We start from the raw sequence: 16,163 nt of genomic DNA on the forward strand, positions 1-16,163 counted from the left end.
CCCGGGGGTGGGGGGATCAGTCGGTGGGTCTGGTGGTGAGGCCGAGCAGCACCGGGCCGGTGGGCGCGGCCACCAGGTCGTCGATGCTGAGCGGGTCGAGCGAGGCGAAGAACGCTTCCTGGGCGGTCCGCAGCGCACCGCGCAGACGGCATGCGGCCCGCAGCGGGCACGGCGGGTCGTCCTCGCAGCCGACCACGTCGCCGACCCCCTCCAGCTCGCGCAGGAGCAGCCCGAGCGAGCCGGTCCGGCCGGCGAAGGTGAGCAGCAGCCCGCCGCCGCGCCCGCGCCGGGCCTCCACCACGCCGAGGTGCTGCAGGCGGCTGACCACCTTCGCCGCGTGGGTGTACGGCACGCCGACCGCCTCGGCCACCTCGCGGGTGGTCGGGTTGGCGTCCTCGTCCAGGACGGCCAGCCGCATGGCGATCCGCAGGGCGATGTCGGTGCTCTTGGTCAGCCTCACGTTCGAAACGCTATCGAATACGACTCCACAACTCCAATTTCCTGCACGCCCCTCCCCGACCGGTCCCGACCCACCTTCGACCGGCCCACGTCCGGCCCCCGGTCGGCCCACGTCCGGCCCCCGGTCGCGACGGGGAGGGGGAGGGTGGCGGCCGCTGTCCGAATCTCGGTCGAATCTGAACAGTTGGCGACATTACCGATCAGCCCCTGACGGATGGTCATACCGGCTTCTACGCTTCGTGCGGCTCCGGATCCGCAGGGGGCTGGAGCGACCGGCGTTGCATCCCTTGACCGACCATGCTGGAGAGACTCGTGAGAACACGTCGCGCACCCGGGCGCACCTGGACGGCCGTGACCGCGATAGCCGCGGCCACGGCCGCGCTGCTGTCGCAGCCCGCCACCGCCGAGGCCGCCACACCGCCGCCGACCGTCAAGGCGCACGTGCCGGTGGCGCCCTACCCGGCGGGCGTGGCGCTCACGCCGGACGGCGGCCACGCCTACGTGACCAGCCAGAGCAGCGGCACCGTGAGCGTGCTGGACACCTCGAACAACACGGTGGCCGCCACCTTCACCGCCGGCACCGGCTCCTACACGGTCGCCCTGTCCCCCGACGGGCGCCGGGCGTACCTGACCCACCACCTCGACGGCACCGTCAGCGTCGTGGACACCGCGAGCAACACCGTGACGGCCACCGTCCCGGTCGGCGCCCAGCCGTGGGGCCTCGCGCTCTCCGCGGACGGCTCGCGCGCCTACGTCGGCAACGCCGGGGCCGACACCGTGAGCGTGCTGGACACCGCCACCAACACGGTCACCGCCACCGTCCCGGTCGGCGCCGAGCCGCACGGGCTGGCCGTCTCGGCGGACGGCAAGCGGCTCTACGTCGCCGCCTCCGGCGCGAAGGCGGTGAACGTGATCGACACCGCGAGCAGCACGGTGAGCGCCACCGTTCCCGTCGGCCACAGCGTCTTCGGCCTCGCGCTCAGCCCGGACGGCACCCGGCTGTGGGCCGCCGACGCCGACGACGCCACTGCGAGCGTCCTCGACACCACCGGCAACACGCTCGTCGGCACCGTCGCCGTCGGCGCCGGCCCGTACGCCGTCTCGATCGCCCCGGACGGCAGCGCCGCGTACGTCTCCAACTACGCCGACAGCACGGTCAGCGTGGTGGACACCGCCAGCCGGACGGTCACCGCGACCGTCCCGGTCGGCGCGAGCCCGTACAGCCTGGCGATCACCGGCGACGGCCGGCGCGGCTACCTCACCGACTTCACCGGCGGCGCCGTCGACGTGCTCGACTTCCCGCTGCCCGTCCCGGCCGTCACCGGGATCAGCCCGTCCGGCGGCTCGGGGGTCGGCGGCACGACGGTGACCGTCACCGGCACCGACCTGAACGGCGCCACCGCCGTGACCTTCGGTACGGCGGGCGCCGCCACCGCCTTCAAGTGCACCAGGACCAGCTGCACCGCCACCGCCCCCGCCACCACGGTGACCGGGCCGGTGGACGTCCGGGTCACCACGCCCGGCGGCACCAGCGCGGCCGTCGCCGCCGACCGCTTCAGCTACACGGCCCCCAGCGCCCACCTCGGCGTCGCCCTGACCGCCACGCCGGTGTCCAACCTGCTGAGCGGCCGGGTCGACTACACCGTCACACTGACCGGTCAGGGCCCCGACACGCTGACCTCGGGCACCGTCTCCGCCGACCTCCCGGCCGGCCTCGCGGCGACCTCCAGCGACTGCACCATCGCGGGCACCAAGCTCACCTGCAAGCTCACCGGGCCGCTCGCCAAGGGGGCGAGCACCACCCGGCACTTCTCGATCTCGGTCGGCCTGCTCAGCCTGATCCGCACCTTCGACGTCACGGTGGCCCGCACCGCCGGTGTGCCCGCCGACCCGACCCCGGCCACCAGCCGGGACACCCGCAGCTGCACCGCCGTCCTCGGACTGCTGATCACCTGCCACTGACCCTCCCCGAGCACCGAAGGCCCCGCCGGCGTCGGCGGGGCCTTCGCCGTAGCCGCCGGATGTCCGGACGCAACGCCTGGACGCACCATCTGGACTAAACGTCTGGTTTGGACGTACAGTCCGAACATGACCACCGAAACCCCCGACCCGCGCGTCCGGACCTGGACACCGGTCTGCCGCGCCGTGGCCCTGCTGCTCGGGCCGTACGCCGAGGTGGTGCTGCACGACGCCACCGCCGACCGGGTGCTGGCCATCTGGAACCCGATGACCCCCCGCGCCCCCGGCGACCCGTCGCTGCTCGGCGAGCTGGACGCCCTCGACGCGTCCGCCCCCGACGTCTACGGGCCCTACGAGAAGCTGCTGCCCGACGGGCGCCGGCTCTCCTCCGTCAGCGCCGTGCTGCGCGACGACGCCGGACGGCCCTCGGCGGTGCTCTGCGTCAACCTCGACCGGGGCCCGCTGGAGCACGCCGCCGCCCTGCTGGCGGGTTTCGCCGCGCCCACCGCGCCCCGCCCCGAACCGCTCTTCGAGCGCGACTGGACGGAACGGATGAACGACGTGATCGGCGGCTACGTCCGCGAGCACGGCCGCCCGCTCGAACGCTTCGGCCGCGAGGACCGGCTCGCCGTCCTGCGCGAACTCGACCAGGCCGGGGTGTTCGCCGTCCGCCGCGCCGTCCCGGCCGTCGCCACCGCACTGCGGGTCTCCCGTTCGACCGCCTACACCCTGCTCGCCGAGCTCAAGCAGACCCCCGAGCCCCGGCAAGCCCCTGAGGACCGGCAGCCCCCCGAACCCCGGCACCGGCACCCCGACACCGAGACCGACACCGGCGCCGACGCCGACGAGAGCGAGTGACAGAGAGATGACCAGGCTCCCCGACTTCCGGCTCGAAACCTACTTCTCGCGCTGGGAGTTCAGCGCCCGCCACCACCTCGCCGCCTCCGACGCCCAGACCATGACGATGGCCGAACTCCTCGCCCTGGCCGGTCCCGAGGACCGCCGGGCCTGGGACGGCCTCGCCCTCGGCTACACCGAGACCTACGGTGATCCGGAGCTGCGCCGCGCGATCGCCGGAATGTACCAGGAGGTCGACGCCGACGACGTGCTCTGCTTCGGCGGCGCGCAGGAGGGGCTCAACCTCGCCATGCAGGTGCTCCTCGACCGTGGCGACCACGCCGTGGTGGTGACCCCCAACTACCAGTCGGCCGAGACCATCCCGCTCTCCCTCTGCGAGGTCACCGGCGTCGCCCTGGACGAGAAGGACGACTGGGCCCTCGACCTCGACGCGGTCACGGCCGCACTGCGCCCGAACACCCGGGTGCTGTCGGTGAACTTCCCGAACAACCCGACCGGCAAGGTCATCGACGCGGCCGACTTCACGCGTCTGGTGGAGCTGTGCGACGAGCGCGGCATCCGGCTCTTCTCCGACGAGGTCTACCGCGGTCTGGAGCGCGACCCGGCCCGGGCGCTGCCGCAGGCCGCCGACCTCTCCGCGCGCGCCCTCTCGCTCAACGTCACCTCGAAGTCGCTCGGCCTGCCCGGCCTGCGGATCGGCTGGATCGCCTGCCGCGACCGGGAGTTGCGCTCCCGGCTGGAGCGGGCCAAGCACTACACCACGATCTGCAACTCGGCGCCGAGCGAGGTGCTGGCCCGGATCGCGATCAACGCCCGCGAGCAGATCCTGGCGCGCAACCGCGCGATCATCGCGGAGAACCTGCCCCGGTTCGACGCGTTCTTCGCCGAGTTCGGCGACCTCTTCGAGTGGCGTGCCCCGGACGGCGGCTGCGTCGCCTACCCGCGCTACCTCGGGGCGGACGGGGTCGAGGACTTCTGCACCGCGCTGGTCGAGCAGGCGGGCGTCCTGCTGCTGCCCGCGAGCATGTTCCACTCCGACCTGACGCCCGCCCCCGCCGACCGCTTCCGGATCGGCCTGGGGCGCCGCGACCCGGGCCCCGCCCTGGCGGCCTTCGGCGACTGGCTCCGCGGTCGCTGACCGCCGGGTGCTGCTGGAAGGACATGTGGGTCGGGCCCGTTCGGGAGGCGACTGCCTCCCGAACGGGCCCGCTGACCTCAGAGCTTCTGCCAGGCCGGCTTGGCGGCGTAGGTGTCGCGGAAGTAGTCGGCGAGCTTGAGGCCGGAGGCGGCGGCCTCGTCGACCACCACGGTGGCGTGCGGGTGGAGCTGCAGCGCCGAGGCGGGGACGGCGGCGGACAGCGGGCCCTCGACGGAGAGGGCGACGGCCTCGGCCTTGGCCTCGCCGGTGGCGAGCAGGACGAGGTGGCGCGCCTCCAGGATGGTCCCGATGCCCTGGGTGATGACGTGGTGCGGGACCTCGTCGAGGCTGTCGAAGAACCGGGCGTTGTCCTCGCGGGTCTGCCGGGTGAGCGTCTTGATCCGGGTCCGGGAGGCCAGCGAGGAGCAGGGCTCGTTGAAGCCGATGTGGCCGTCGGTGCCGATGCCGAGCAGCTGGAGGTCCACGCCGCCGGCCGCGGCCAGCGCGCGGTCGTAGGCGGCGGCCGCCGCGGCGATGTCCGTCGCGTTGCCGTCCGGGCCGAGGAAGGAGTCCTCGGTCAGGCCCAGCGGCTCGACGACCTCGCGCAGCACCACCGAACGGTAGGACTCGGGGTGGCCGGCGGGCAGGCCGACGTACTCGTCGAGCTGGCAGATGCGCGCCCGGGAGGCGTCGAGCCGGCCGTCGCGGACCCGCTCGGCGAGGGCCTGGTAGATCGGCAGCGGCGTCGAGCCGGTCGCCACGCCGAGCAGGGCCTCGGGCTTGCCGGTCAGCAGATCGGTGATCGCCGCGGCGATGAGTTCGCCGGCCGCTGAGGCGTCAGGGACGATCACGATTTCCATACTGGTCCACCGTTCTGAGCCGGGTGCTTGGTCTAGACCCTTGAGGTCTAGACCAGTTTGCCGTGAACGGGTGCCCCAGGTCCACTCGGGCCCTGGTCGGAGCCGCTCTGCCCGCCCCCGGACCGTCGGGAGCCGCCCTGCGAGGGCGGTACATGCCGACGGGCCGGCCGCCGGATGCGCCGGCGGCCGGCCCTGGAGCCGGGGCGCGGGCGCCCCGGCGGGTGGGGTGGGTCGGGTCGATCGAGGACCTTGGTGCCAGTGGAGCGGCGGGGTCCGTCAGAACGGGTTGGTACAGGTGGTGACCTGCTGGGTCGCCTGCAGCGCCGGGCCGGCGGTGGCGCAGATGATCCGCAGGTCGGTGGTGACGACGCGCGGGGTGACCGCCTTCGCGGAGCCCAGGCGCACGGTGGTCGCGGAGGCGATCGTCTCCCACGGGCTGCCCCAGGCCTTCTGGGTCCGCACCTCGACCTGAACCATCGTCAACTGGTTCGGGTCGGCGGAGACCTGGGCGACGCCGAAGAAGCCCTCACCGTCGTGCTGGTGCGAGATGCAGGGCGTGTTGAGCACGGAGGCGCAGGCCACCGCTTCGTTCTCGGTCGTCGCCGGGGCCGCGATGGCCGGTCCGGCCATCAGGCCTGCTATCCCTGCCACCATCATCGTCACAGCTGCGATCCGAGCGCGCATGATATGAACCTCCTTGGAAATTAAGGGGATCTCATTCCTTGAGATGAGTCTTGCACAGAACGTGGACATGCCGTGTGTGTGTTGCGTCACACTCAAGGTGACCATTCAACTACGTGCTGCAACCACCCGTCGAGCGGTCGACGGACCGGCAGGTGAGCGGCCCTGGAGGCAACTCGGAGACGCCTGAGCCGGGTTGGTGGTGCTCCTTCACTCGTCCGGGTGGCGAACTGCCGTCGGGGCGAATCGGGCCGTTAGCATCGACCCGGACCACGGAGGTGCCTGCGTGGACACGGTCATCGTGCAACTGCCCGACCGGGAGCCCGTGATGGCGCCCGGCGAACCGCCCGGCCTGCTGCGGATGGGCCCCGGCGAGGCCGCGGCGTTCGGGCGCGGCGAGCCCGGCCGTCCGGCCCCCATCCCCCTGCCCGACCAGGGCGTCTCCCGGCGCGCGGGGGAGGTCACCGCCGCCGAGGACTACTGGCGGCTGTCCAACTTCAGCACCTCCGCCACCTACGTGGTGGAGAACCTGGAGGGCGCGGGCGAGCACGTCAAGGTGGCGCCCGGCCGACTCGGCGCGCCCGTCCCGTTCGAGTTCTCCCGGGTGCTGCTGCCCGCCCTCGGCGAACCCGCCTCGTTCAAGGTCTTCGCCCCGCAGCACGCCTACCTGGAGAGCCGGGCCGGCGGCGTCGGCGGCGAACTCACCGTCAGCCCGTTCGCCCTCGACCCGACCGCCAAGTACTTCCTGGTGCTGCTCGCGCTCTGTGAGCCCCGGCTGCGCTCGCCCTCCGCCGCCGTCGTCCCCGGTGTGACGGACGTGCTGGCCCGGCTGCGTGCCCTGCCCTCCTGCCACGGGCTGACCCGCTCGGCGGTCAACTACCACATCGACTACCTGGTGTGGACGAAGCTGCGGCTGCGCGAGCCCTACGAGGACGGCCCCGGCGGCGGCAAGCGCGAGGAACTCGCGGCCCTGGCGCTGAAGTTCGACCTCGTCCGGGAGGAGCACCTGGCCCTGCTCCCGCCCCGGCGCCCGGCCGCCCGGCCGTGAGGCCCGCCGGCCGGGCGCCCGACGGGCGGCCGCCCGACGATCCGGCGTCCGAGCAGCGGCTGCCGGAGAAGGGCCGGCCCCTGCCGGACCAGCAGTTCGAGGTACCGGCCGGTTACCGGCTCGCGGGCTACCGCACCGGCGCCTACCTAGGGGCCGGCGCCTGGGGCAGCGTGTACGCGGCCGAAGGCCCCGACGGCACCCCGGCCGCCGTCAAACTGCTCAGCCCCGCCCGGCTCAGCCCCGGCCAGTGCCGGACCATGACGGAGGCCGCCCGCAGCGAGATGCGCTTCAGCCGCCGCGCCGACCACCCCCACCTGATCCGCACCCTCGCCGTGACGGTCGTCGACGACCCGGCCCACCCCGGCCTGGACGGCGCCGTCGCCCTGGTGATGGAACGCGCGGCCCGCAGCCTCCAGGACGTCCTCGCCGCCGCCCGCCCCGGCACCCCGGTGCCCGGCGCCGAACGCGTCCTCACCGAGGTCTGCGCCGGGCTCACCCACATGCACCGGGGCGGCTGGGTGCACGGGGATCTCAAACCGGCCAACATCCTGCTGATGCCCGACGGCACCGCCAAGATCGCGGACTTCGGCCTCACCGCCGAACTGGAGGGCACCCACGCCTACGCGCCGCCGCTCGGCTCGCCCGACCACGTCCCGCCCGAGTGGTGGTCCGAGCGCACCGGGGCGCGCGGCGTCGCGGTGCGCCCCAGCGCCGACATCTGGGCCTTCGGGGTGATCGCCCACCAGGTGCTCACCGGCGGCCTGCACCCGTTCCTCGGCGCCACCGCCCGAGCCCGCTCGCTGGCCGCCCAGGCGTACGCGCGCGGCGCGGCGCCGCTGAGGCTGGACGAGGCGCTGCCCGGGCCCTGGCGGGCCGTGGTCACCGCCTGCCTGGCCCCCGGGCGGGAGGAGCGGGCCCGCACCGACCTCGCCGCGCTGGTCGCCCGGGCCGGCGCGGGTCCGGCCTGCCGCCGCGGCGGCGCCCTGCGGGCCGCCACCGGCCTGCTGGCCTGCGCCGCCACCGTCCTCGCCCTGACCGGGGCCCCCGAGCCGGAGGCCGCGGAGCGAGGCACCGCCGTACCCGTCGCGGGGTCGGCCGCCCACCCGGCCGCCCACCCGGCCGCCCACCCGGCCGTCCACCCTGCCGCGCCCCCGCTGCCCGGCGCGATCCCGGCCGGCTCCGACGTCCCGGTGGCCTACCGCGGCATGATCGAGCTCGCCGCCCGGCGCTGCCCCGAGCCCGAGATCACCCCGGCGCTGCTGGCCGCGATGCTCAAGGCCGAGAGCGGCTTCGACCCGAACGCGGCCCGCCCCGAGACCGGCGAGTACGGCATCGCCATGTGGACGCCCGCCGTCTTCGACGCCTGGTCGAAGGCGGCGGCCCACGACGGCCCCAAGTCCTACCTGGACCCGGGCGACGCGATCGCCGCGATGGGCAACTACGTCTGCTGGCTGGACCAGCAGATCAAGCACCGGGGTCTGACCCGCGACCTGCCGGCCCTGGTGACCGCCGCCTACCGGACCAGCGACAAGACCGTGGCGGCCGCCGGAGGCGTCCCGGAACGGGTCCGCCCACACGTCGACAAGGTGCTCCGGTACCTCGCCGACTACGGCGGGTGACCAGGCAAAACGGGATGAGTTGTGCCACATCCGCCCGTATCCCGGCGCGGGCAACCGGGTGGGCGGCCCCCGGTCTGGGATGCTCGGCGGCATGATCACGAAGCTCCGCGCGGCCGCCGCGCAATGGACCGTCGTCGTTCCGGTGGTGTCGTTCGTCGTCCTGGCCCTGACCTGGCACCGGGACCTGCCCGGTTGGGTGGTGGGCGTCGTCGCCTGCTTTCTGGCCGGCGCGGTGCTCGCCGCCGTGCACCACGCCGAGGTGATCGCGCACCGGGTCGGGGAACCCTTCGGATCGCTCGTGCTCGCGGTGGCGGTCACCGTGATCGAGGTCGCGCTGATCGTGACGCTGATGGCCGACGGCGGTTCCAAGTCCGCGACCCTGGCCCGGGACACCGTGTTCGCCGCCGTGATGATCACCTGCAACGGCATCCTCGGCCTGTCCATCCTGGTCGCCGCGGTCAAGTACCGGACCGCCGTCTTCAACGCCGAGGGCACCGGCGCCGCGCTCGCCTGCATCGGCACCCTCGCCACCCTCAGCCTGGTGCTGCCGACCTTCACCACCAGCTCCCCGGGTCCGCAGTTCTCCACCACCCAGCTGGTCTTCGCGGCCACCGCCTCGATCGTGCTGTACGGGCTGTTCGTGACCACCCTGACCTTCCGGCACCGGGACTACTTCCTGCCGGTGACCCCCGAGGGCCGGGTGCTCGACGAGGAGGACCACGCCGCGCCGCCGACCGCCAAGGCCGCCTGGATCAGCCTGCTGCTGCTCGGCGTGGCCCTGGTCTCCGTGGTCGGCCTCGCCAAGGGCGTCTCGCCGACCATCGAGCACGCCGTGGACGACGCCGGACTGCCGCACTCCGTCGTCGGCGTCGTGATCGCCCTGCTCGTCCTGCTGCCGGAGACCATCGCGGCGCTGCGCGCGGCCCTGCGCAACCGGGTGCAGACCAGCCTCAACCTGGCCCTCGGCTCGGCGCTCGCCAGCATCGGCCTGACCATCCCGGCCGTCGCGATCGCCTCCTCCTGGCTCTCCGGCCCGCTCGACCTCGGCCTCGGCCCGGCACACATGGTGCTGCTGACCCTGACCATCGTGCTCGGCACCCTGACGGTCATCCCGCGCCGGGCCACCCCGCTCCAGGGCGCCGTGCACCTCGCCGTGCTGGCCGCCTACGTGGTGCTGGCGCTGAACCCCTGACGCCGCCGTAGCAGTTCCACGGAGCCCCTGCCGTCCGACACCGCCGTCGGAACCAGGGGCTCCGTGGTCTCCAGGGGGAGTGTGCCGGGCGGCGGCCCGCCGACGGGCCGGGCGCCGCCTTCACCGTGGTGGCCAACGGCGGGCTCCGGCCCGGCGGGTGGCCGCGCAGCCGCCCCGGTGGCCGGTATTGACCGGTCATCGGGGCGGGCCCGCGTGTCGGGGCGGCGGGCGGGTGCCGTGGTTCTCTATCGTCCGTCTCGGACCGCCGAGTCCGGCCGCGTCCGGATGTCCCCGTCCGAACGAACCTGTCCGAATGACCTGTCCGAGTCCGTCCCGGGCCCCTGCGGCCCCGTCGGGCCCGCAGTCGATCCGACCCCGTGGGAGTGCGTGATGCCCGGCCCAGAGCAGCAGGTGCCCGCAGACGGCAGCCGGCCCCCCCGGCCCGTCCGGACCGAGGAGAACGCCGACGTCATCGTGGTCGGCGCAGGCCCGGCCGGCTCCACCGCCGCCTACCACCTCGCCCGCACCGGCCTGGACGTCCTGCTGCTGGAGAAGTCCGCGTTCCCGCGCGAGAAGGTCTGCGGCGACGGCCTCACCCCGCGCGCCGTCAAGCAGTTGACCGACCTCGGCATCGACGTCTCCGAGCAGGCCGGCTGGCTGCACAACCAGGGGCTGCGGCTGATCTCCGGCCGGCGCGCGCTGGAGTTCGACTGGCCCGAGCTGTCCGCCTACCCCGGCCACGGACTCGTCCGCCGGCGCGCCGACTTCGACGAACTGCTCGCCCGCCGGGCCGCCTCGGCCGGCGCCCGGCTGATCGAACGGGCCAACGTGGCGGGCCCGTTGGTGGACGAGCGGAGCGGCCGGATCACCGGCGTCACCGCGAAGCTCGGCGACGAGCGCCGGCCCGTCAGCTACCAGGCGCCGGTCGTGGTCGCCGCCGACGGCAACTCCACCCGCCTCTCCGTCGCGATGAAGCGCTACCGCCGCACCGACCGCGCCATGGGCGTCGCCTACCGCACCTACTTCACCACCCCCCGCCACCAGGACCGCTACCTGGAGGCCTGGCTCGACCTGCGCGACCCGGGCGACCCCGCCCGCCGCCTGCTGCCCGGCTATGCCTGGGTGTTCGGCATGGGCGACGGCACCGCCAACGTCGGCCTCGGCGTCCTCGACACCGCCCACGTCGACCTCGACTGGCGGGACCTGCTCCGCCGCTGGTGCGACAGCCTGCCGCCCGCGTACGGCTACACCCCCGACGCCGTCACCGAGCCCGTCCGCGGCTCCGCCCTCCCGATGGGCCTCAACCGCCAACCCCACTACGCCGACGGTCTGTTGCTCATCGGTGACGCCGGCGGCACGGTCAGCCCCGGCACCGGCGAAGGCATCGCCTACGCGATGGAATCCGGCCGCTACGCCGCCGAGACCATCGTCCAGGCCCTCGCCCGGCGCACCGACCGCGGCCGCGAACTGGCCCTGCGCGCCTACCCGCAGGCGCTGCGCTCCGCCTACGCCGGCTACTTCGCGCTCGGCCGCCTCGCCGCCGACCTGCTCGGCCGGCCCAGGCTGCTCGGCGCGGCCGGCGCCGCCGGGCTCGGCCACCCGGCGCTGCTGAAGGTGGCGTTCCGGCTCATGGTCAACCTCACCGAGCCCAACTCCAAGGACGCCCTCGACCGGCTGCTGCACCTGGTCGGGCGGGTCGCGCCGGGGCGCTGACGGGGGCCGGCCGCGCGGGGTGTCCGGACCGGTGCCGGACCGCTCATTCTTTCGGGTGAACCGGTCCGGTGTCCCGGGGTTGGCCGGAACCGGAGAATTCGGTACGCCGTCGGCCTAGTCGTGTTGACGGATGATCAGCTGATCCGCTTGCCTGGTGCCGAAACGGACACGGAGGGTGAGCGGCACGCCCCCTCCGTGCGACCCCCCCTTCACGACGGAGACACCGTGCGCCTTCGCCTTCGCCTGCTCGTCGCGCCACTCGCCGCGGCCGCCGCCCTGATCGCCCCGAGCATCCCGGCCGCCGCGGCCGACACCGCCACCGCGGGCACCGCCACCGCGGGCACCTCCACCACGGGCACCTCCGCCCGGGCCGCCACGCCCGCCGACGAGTGCTCCGCCGACTTCCACCAGGGTGACAAGCGGCTCGGCCCCGCCGACCTGCCCACCACCGGCCGGGTCGGCAGGGAACTCGTCGGCTACCAGCGCACCGGCTCCCTGAGCGAGCAGCAGTTCCTCACCACCTACTACGACCCGGCCGGCAACAACGGCGCCGGCGGCTGGATCTACCCGCCGTCCGACGGCTACGTCACCCTGCCCGACGGCACCCCGGTCGAGTTCGATCTCACGCTCTACCCGAACCAGAACATCGACCGCTACGGCAGCGAGTACGGGGCCTTCCTCGCCCCCGAGGGACTGCCCTACTCCACCCGCTCGATCCCGCCGCAGAGCCTCGACGGCACCCCGCCGGCGGGCTGCAACTACCACGACTACAAGGTGGTCAAGCCCTTCAAGGTGCACGCCGGCCCGATCGCCCCGTGGTTCGGCCAGCCCGGCTGGGGCCTGCAGTACCAGCTCGACGCGGCCCTGGTGCCCGGCGGCCCGGCCAAGCTGAACGTGCTCTGGCTGGTCGACAACGGGTACCTGTCCCGGATCGTCTGACCCGGCCGTCCGGGCGGCGCACGGCGGGCCCGCCGTGCGCCGCCCCGCTCACCGGAAGCCATCGGGTGGCGGGGGGCGGATTCCCCGCCGGGAGAATTCGTTGGCGGGAACCGGAACGGGCGGGATAGGAAAGCCGGATGAGCACCACCGAGACCTCCACCGAGACCTCCACCGAGACGTCCACCGAGCGACGCGTCCTGCGGCCCGCCACCCTCGACCTGGGCGACGTCGTGCTGCGCCCCTGGGGCCGGGCCCTCGACGTGCCCGGCGGCACCGTCCCCGCCCTGCTGGCAGCCGCGGCCGACCCGGAGATCGCCCGCTGGAACCCGCTGCGCATCGCCGACCCGGCCGGCGCCGAGGCCTACCTCGACCGCTGCGACACCGGCTGGGCCGAAGGGAGCGCGGCCGCCTTCGCGATCACCGACGCCCTCGACGGGGCCCTCCACGGCAACGCCTTCCTGGGCTGGACCGACCAGTCGGACGGCATCGCCACGGTCGGCTACTGGCTGCTCCCCACCGCCCGCGGCCGGGGCATCGCCACCCGTGCCGTCGCCGCCGTCACCCGTTGGGCCGTCGCCACCGCCGAGGCCCGCCGCATCGAGCTCTGGCACGCGGTCGGCAACGAGGCCTCCTGCCGCGTCGCCGACCGCGGCGGCTTCCGCCACGAGGGCACCACCCGGGCCTCCTACCGCTACGGCGACGGCGACCACGTCGACGAGCACCTCCACGCCCGCCTCGCCAACGACCCGGACGCCGGGTAGCCGGGTTCGCCGACCGGCCGACGACCGGCCGCCGCGCCGGTCCTCCCGCTGCAGGGAAACCGGTGGGCCGCAGGCTGCGCGCACGGCGGGGGAGCGGCCTAACCTGGAAGGGCGCGTACGGTGCGTGGCCCGGGAAGGGAAACGGTCGGCCATGACGGTGATCTCGGCGGCTCTCTTCGGTACCGATTGGCGCCCTGCGCCGGCCGGCTCCGCCGAACTGCTGCGCGAGTGCGCCGCCCGGGGCTGGACGGTCGTGCTGACCGGGCCCGGGCCGGGCGGGGCACCGGCCCTGACCGTGACCGCCCCCGGGCGTGACCCGGTGCGGGCCGCGCTGGAACTGGTCGGCGGCACACCGCCGCACGCCGTGGCGGTGGCCGGCAGCGTGCGCGAGGTGCTGGCGGCGAGGCGGGCCGGGGTGCCGTGCGTCGCGCTGGCGGCCGGTGTGGACGCCGGTCCCGAGCTGCGGGCGGCGGGCGCGGTCGAGGTCCACCGCGACGCCGACGCCCTGCTGCGCGTCCTGGACGACAGCCTGCTGGCCCGTCCCCGGGCCTTCGGCCCCGTGGGCGCCGCCGCCGGCGCCGCACCACACGCCGTAACCGGCGGCCCCCTGAGCGGTTAGCGCCTGCCCGGACCGGGCAACCGCCCGGGTGCGAGCACGTCACCGGAAGTGTCGGAGGTGACCGAGATGGACGGACCCGCGTTGAGCGGATGGGAGCGACGGCTCCTTGAGGAGATCGAGTCCGATCTGCGCCAGGACACGCGCCTCGACCGGAAGTTGAGCACGATGGGCGCCAAGCCGCCGAGCCGGGCCCGGCGCGTGCTGCGCGGCGTCGGGCGCCGCCTGTCCGCCGGGGTGGTGCTGACCGCCCTGGTGATGTCCGCGATCTGCCTCAGCATCGGCGTGCGGACCCCGACCACCGCGGTGCTGACCGCCCTCGGGCTGGTGTGGGCGGCCTCGGTGGCGGCGGCGATCGCCACCTCGGCGCTGCTGCGCCGCCGGGCCGCGGGCCGGGACCGGGCTGCGGGCCGGGACCGGGGCGAACGCCGTGCCGAACCCCCCGACCGGGACGAGCGCCGCGAACGCCGCCCCTGGGACCAACCGGAGGCGTGATGACCACCGACCTGTGGGAGTACCGACCGGGCCCCCACCACGCTGCCGAACTGAACCTGACCGGGTACGAGGTGCAGGCGACCGACGGCCCGCTCGGCCGGGTCGAACAGGACACCGGGGACCACCTGCTGGTCGACGCCGGGCCCTGGGTGGCGGGCACCAGGCTGTCCGTCCCGGTCGGCCTGGTGTCGCGGATCGACCACCTGGAGCTGACCGTCCACCTGGACTGCCCGCGCGCCAGGCTCAGCCCCGCCCCGCCCGCCGCCGTCCACCTGGGTTCCGCCTGCGACCCGCACCGGCACTGAGCCATGGGCTGGCCGTCCACCACGCTCACCGGCCGGACGATCGCCTTCCTGGTCGCGCCGTACGGGGCGGAGCAGGTCGAGCTGACCTCGCCGTGGCAGGCGGTGGCCGAGTCCGGCGGCACCCCGCGGTTGCTGTCCACCGGGCCCGGCCGCGTCCAGGCCGTCCGGCACCGGGCCCCGGGCGACACCTTCGCCGTCGACCTCCTCGTCGCCGGGGCGCGGCCGTCCGCCTTCGACGGCCTGGTCCTGCCCGGCGGCGTCGCGAGCCCCGACGCGCTGCGGCTGGACGAGGCCGCGGTGGCCTTCGTCCGCGCCTACTGCGCCTCCGGCCGCCCGGTCGCCGCGATCTGCCACGCCGCCTGGACCCTGATCGAGGCCGACGCCGTCCGCGGCCGCACCCTCACCTCCTGGCCGAGCCTGCGCACCGACCTGCGCAACGCCGGAGCCCACTGGGTGGACGAGGAGGTGCACGTCTGCCGCGCCGGCCCCGGCCCCCTCGTCACCAGCCGCCGACCCGCCGACCTGCCGGTCTTCAACGACACCCTGGTCACCGAGTTCGTCCACGCGGCGAAGCGGCGGAAGGGCTGAACCCCCTTCCCGGGGCGGTCAGTCGCCGCGCAGCCGGACGAAGGCGGCGGCGGGTGGGCGGCCGGTGAGGGCCAGTTCGGCGCGCAGCGGGCCGGTGAGGGGGTGGACCGGGCCGTGCTCGGGGTCGGTGACGGGCGGGCCGGCGAGTGGGCGGGCGGCCTCGGCGACCTCGCGGGCCTGGACCGGGGTGAGCCGGGGGGTGCTGAGGAGCACCCGGCCGTCGTCGAGTTCGAGGACGAGGGCGTGCGGACGGGAGGCCGGACCGGTGAAGGCCCGGACGGTGGCGTCGAGGGTGTCGCTGCGGCGGTACTTGACCCAGGCGCGGCCGGCGCCGCGCGGGCGGTAGGGGGAGCCGGCGGCCTTGCAGACCAGGCCCTCGACGCCGGTGTCGGCGAGGCGGGTCATCCAGTCCAGCGCCTCCGTCCGGTCGGTGGTGGCCAGTACCGGCTGGATCGGCGGCGGGACGTCGGCCAGGGCGGCGAGCAGCAGCCGACGGCGGTCGGTGAGCGGCAGCCGGCGCAGGTCGCGGCCCGGCAGGGCGAGCAGGTCGAAGGCGATCAGGCCGAGGACGACGTCCGGGGCGGCGGCCCGGGCCCGGCGGGTGCGCAGCAGTTCCCCGAAGGCGAACCGGCCGGCCCGCCAGGCGACGAGTTCGGCGTCCAGCACCAGCCCTTCGGGCAGTCGGGCGACGGCGGCGGCGATCGGCGGGAACTCGGGGGCGAGGTCGCGGCCGGTGCGGGACTGCAGGACGGGCGGGCGGGCGCCGCGGGCGAAGGCGACGCAGCGGAAGCCGTCCAGCTTCAGCTCGTACTGCACGCCCGCGCCGCCCAGGCCGCCGGCGGGCGGGACGGCGGTGACGGCGGCGGGGCGCATCACCTCGACGGGCGGGTGGAGCACCTGCCGGGGCTGCTCCGGCCGGGTCGCCGGGCCGG

The 16,163-nt window shown here is 74.9% G+C and carries 17 protein-coding genes; 13 read left to right on the top strand and 4 right to left on the bottom strand.

All coding sequences use genetic code 11. The features are described from left to right. Nucleotides 1-16 precede the first annotated feature (16 nt). Nucleotides 17-460, bottom strand: a complete 444-nt coding sequence (locus ACIQVZ_RS21815; RefSeq protein WP_350879438.1) for an Rrf2 family transcriptional regulator — start codon at nucleotides 458-460, stop codon at nucleotides 17-19. A gap of 311 nt (nucleotides 461-771) precedes the next feature. Here ACIQVZ_RS21815 and ACIQVZ_RS21820 point away from each other — a divergent pair, with 311 nt between their 5' ends. From ACIQVZ_RS21820 to ACIQVZ_RS21830, 3 genes are all read left to right on the top strand, one after another. After that, a complete protein-coding gene (locus tag ACIQVZ_RS21820; protein WP_402452201.1) occupies nucleotides 772-2,421 on the top strand; it encodes a beta-propeller fold lactonase family protein in 1,650 nt (549 codons plus the stop codon). A 126-nt stretch (nucleotides 2,422-2,547) separates the two neighbouring features. After that, nucleotides 2,548-3,276, top strand: coding sequence for a transcriptional regulator (locus tag ACIQVZ_RS21825; protein ID WP_402452203.1), 729 nt, complete (start codon nucleotides 2,548-2,550; stop codon nucleotides 3,274-3,276). Between the two features lie 7 nt (nucleotides 3,277-3,283). Further along, nucleotides 3,284-4,414, top strand: a complete 1,131-nt coding sequence (locus ACIQVZ_RS21830) for an aminotransferase class I/II-fold pyridoxal phosphate-dependent enzyme (RefSeq protein WP_350879433.1) — start codon at nucleotides 3,284-3,286, stop codon at nucleotides 4,412-4,414. Between the two features lie 77 nt (nucleotides 4,415-4,491). On the opposite strand, the gene ACIQVZ_RS21835 is transcribed toward ACIQVZ_RS21830, so the two are convergent. Next, entirely contained in the window at nucleotides 4,492-5,274 is a 783-nt protein-coding gene (locus tag ACIQVZ_RS21835) for a glucosamine-6-phosphate deaminase (protein WP_063350602.1), read from the bottom strand. 276 nt (nucleotides 5,275-5,550) lie between these two features. Beyond that, nucleotides 5,551-5,958 carry a hypothetical protein gene (locus tag ACIQVZ_RS21840; protein ID WP_350879432.1) on the bottom strand — a complete coding sequence of 136 codons (408 nt, stop codon included), beginning with the start codon at nucleotides 5,956-5,958 and terminating at the stop codon, nucleotides 5,551-5,553. 283 nt (nucleotides 5,959-6,241) lie between these two features. Between ACIQVZ_RS21840 and ACIQVZ_RS21845 the strand changes: the two genes are divergently transcribed. The 10 genes from ACIQVZ_RS21845 (at nucleotide 6,242) to ACIQVZ_RS21890 (ending at nucleotide 15,231) form a co-directional block, all read left to right on the top strand. Continuing rightward, nucleotides 6,242-7,003 carry a serine/threonine protein kinase gene (locus tag ACIQVZ_RS21845; RefSeq protein ID WP_402452206.1) on the top strand — a complete coding sequence of 254 codons (762 nt, stop codon included), beginning with the start codon at nucleotides 6,242-6,244 and terminating at the stop codon, nucleotides 7,001-7,003. After that, on the top strand, nucleotides 7,000-8,622 hold the full coding sequence (locus tag ACIQVZ_RS21850) for a protein kinase (RefSeq protein WP_402452208.1): 1,623 nt from the start codon (nucleotides 7,000-7,002) through the stop codon (nucleotides 8,620-8,622). Before ACIQVZ_RS21845 ends, ACIQVZ_RS21850 begins: the two co-directional genes overlap by 4 nt. A gap of 91 nt (nucleotides 8,623-8,713) precedes the next feature. Then, nucleotides 8,714-9,814, top strand: a complete 1,101-nt coding sequence (locus ACIQVZ_RS21855) for a calcium:proton antiporter (protein WP_402452211.1) — start codon at nucleotides 8,714-8,716, stop codon at nucleotides 9,812-9,814. 390 nt (nucleotides 9,815-10,204) lie between these two features. Further along, nucleotides 10,205-11,527 carry a geranylgeranyl reductase family protein gene (locus ACIQVZ_RS21860; RefSeq protein ID WP_402452213.1) on the top strand — a complete coding sequence of 441 codons (1,323 nt, stop codon included), beginning with the start codon at nucleotides 10,205-10,207 and terminating at the stop codon, nucleotides 11,525-11,527. Nucleotides 11,528-11,752: 225 nt separating this feature from the next. Beyond that, nucleotides 11,753-12,466 (top strand): TNT domain-containing protein, encoded by a 714-nt coding sequence (locus ACIQVZ_RS21865; protein WP_402452215.1) that lies wholly within the window; start codon nucleotides 11,753-11,755, stop codon nucleotides 12,464-12,466. A gap of 137 nt (nucleotides 12,467-12,603) precedes the next feature. After that, entirely contained in the window at nucleotides 12,604-13,227 is a 624-nt protein-coding gene (locus ACIQVZ_RS21870) for a GNAT family N-acetyltransferase (RefSeq protein ID WP_402452217.1), read from the top strand. A gap of 151 nt (nucleotides 13,228-13,378) precedes the next feature. Further along, complete coding sequence (locus ACIQVZ_RS21875; protein ID WP_350879423.1) at nucleotides 13,379-13,846, top strand: hypothetical protein; 468 nt, start codon at nucleotides 13,379-13,381, stop codon at nucleotides 13,844-13,846. Between the two features lie 66 nt (nucleotides 13,847-13,912). Beyond that, nucleotides 13,913-14,338 (top strand): hypothetical protein, encoded by a 426-nt coding sequence (locus ACIQVZ_RS21880; protein ID WP_350879421.1) that lies wholly within the window; start codon nucleotides 13,913-13,915, stop codon nucleotides 14,336-14,338. Beyond that, nucleotides 14,338-14,643: a PRC-barrel domain containing protein gene (locus tag ACIQVZ_RS21885; RefSeq protein ID WP_350879420.1), complete on the top strand. Its 306-nt coding sequence runs from the start codon at nucleotides 14,338-14,340 to the stop codon at nucleotides 14,641-14,643. Before ACIQVZ_RS21880 ends, ACIQVZ_RS21885 begins: the two co-directional genes overlap by 1 nt. A 3-nt stretch (nucleotides 14,644-14,646) precedes the next feature. Further along, nucleotides 14,647-15,231 (top strand): type 1 glutamine amidotransferase domain-containing protein, encoded by a 585-nt coding sequence (locus ACIQVZ_RS21890; protein ID WP_402452222.1) that lies wholly within the window; start codon nucleotides 14,647-14,649, stop codon nucleotides 15,229-15,231. Nucleotides 15,232-15,249: 18 nt separating this feature from the next. Here ACIQVZ_RS21890 and ACIQVZ_RS21895 read toward each other — a convergent pair whose 3' ends face one another. Further along, the gene (locus ACIQVZ_RS21895; RefSeq protein ID WP_402452257.1) at nucleotides 15,250-16,104 is read right to left on the bottom strand and encodes a DNA ligase; all 855 of its coding nucleotides are present in this window, start codon (nucleotides 16,102-16,104) and stop codon (nucleotides 15,250-15,252) included. Between the last annotated feature and the right edge of the window lie 59 nt (nucleotides 16,105-16,163).

Source organism: Kitasatospora sp. NPDC098663 (assembly GCF_044760075.1).
Lineage (GTDB): Bacteria > Actinomycetota > Actinomycetes > Streptomycetales > Streptomycetaceae > Kitasatospora.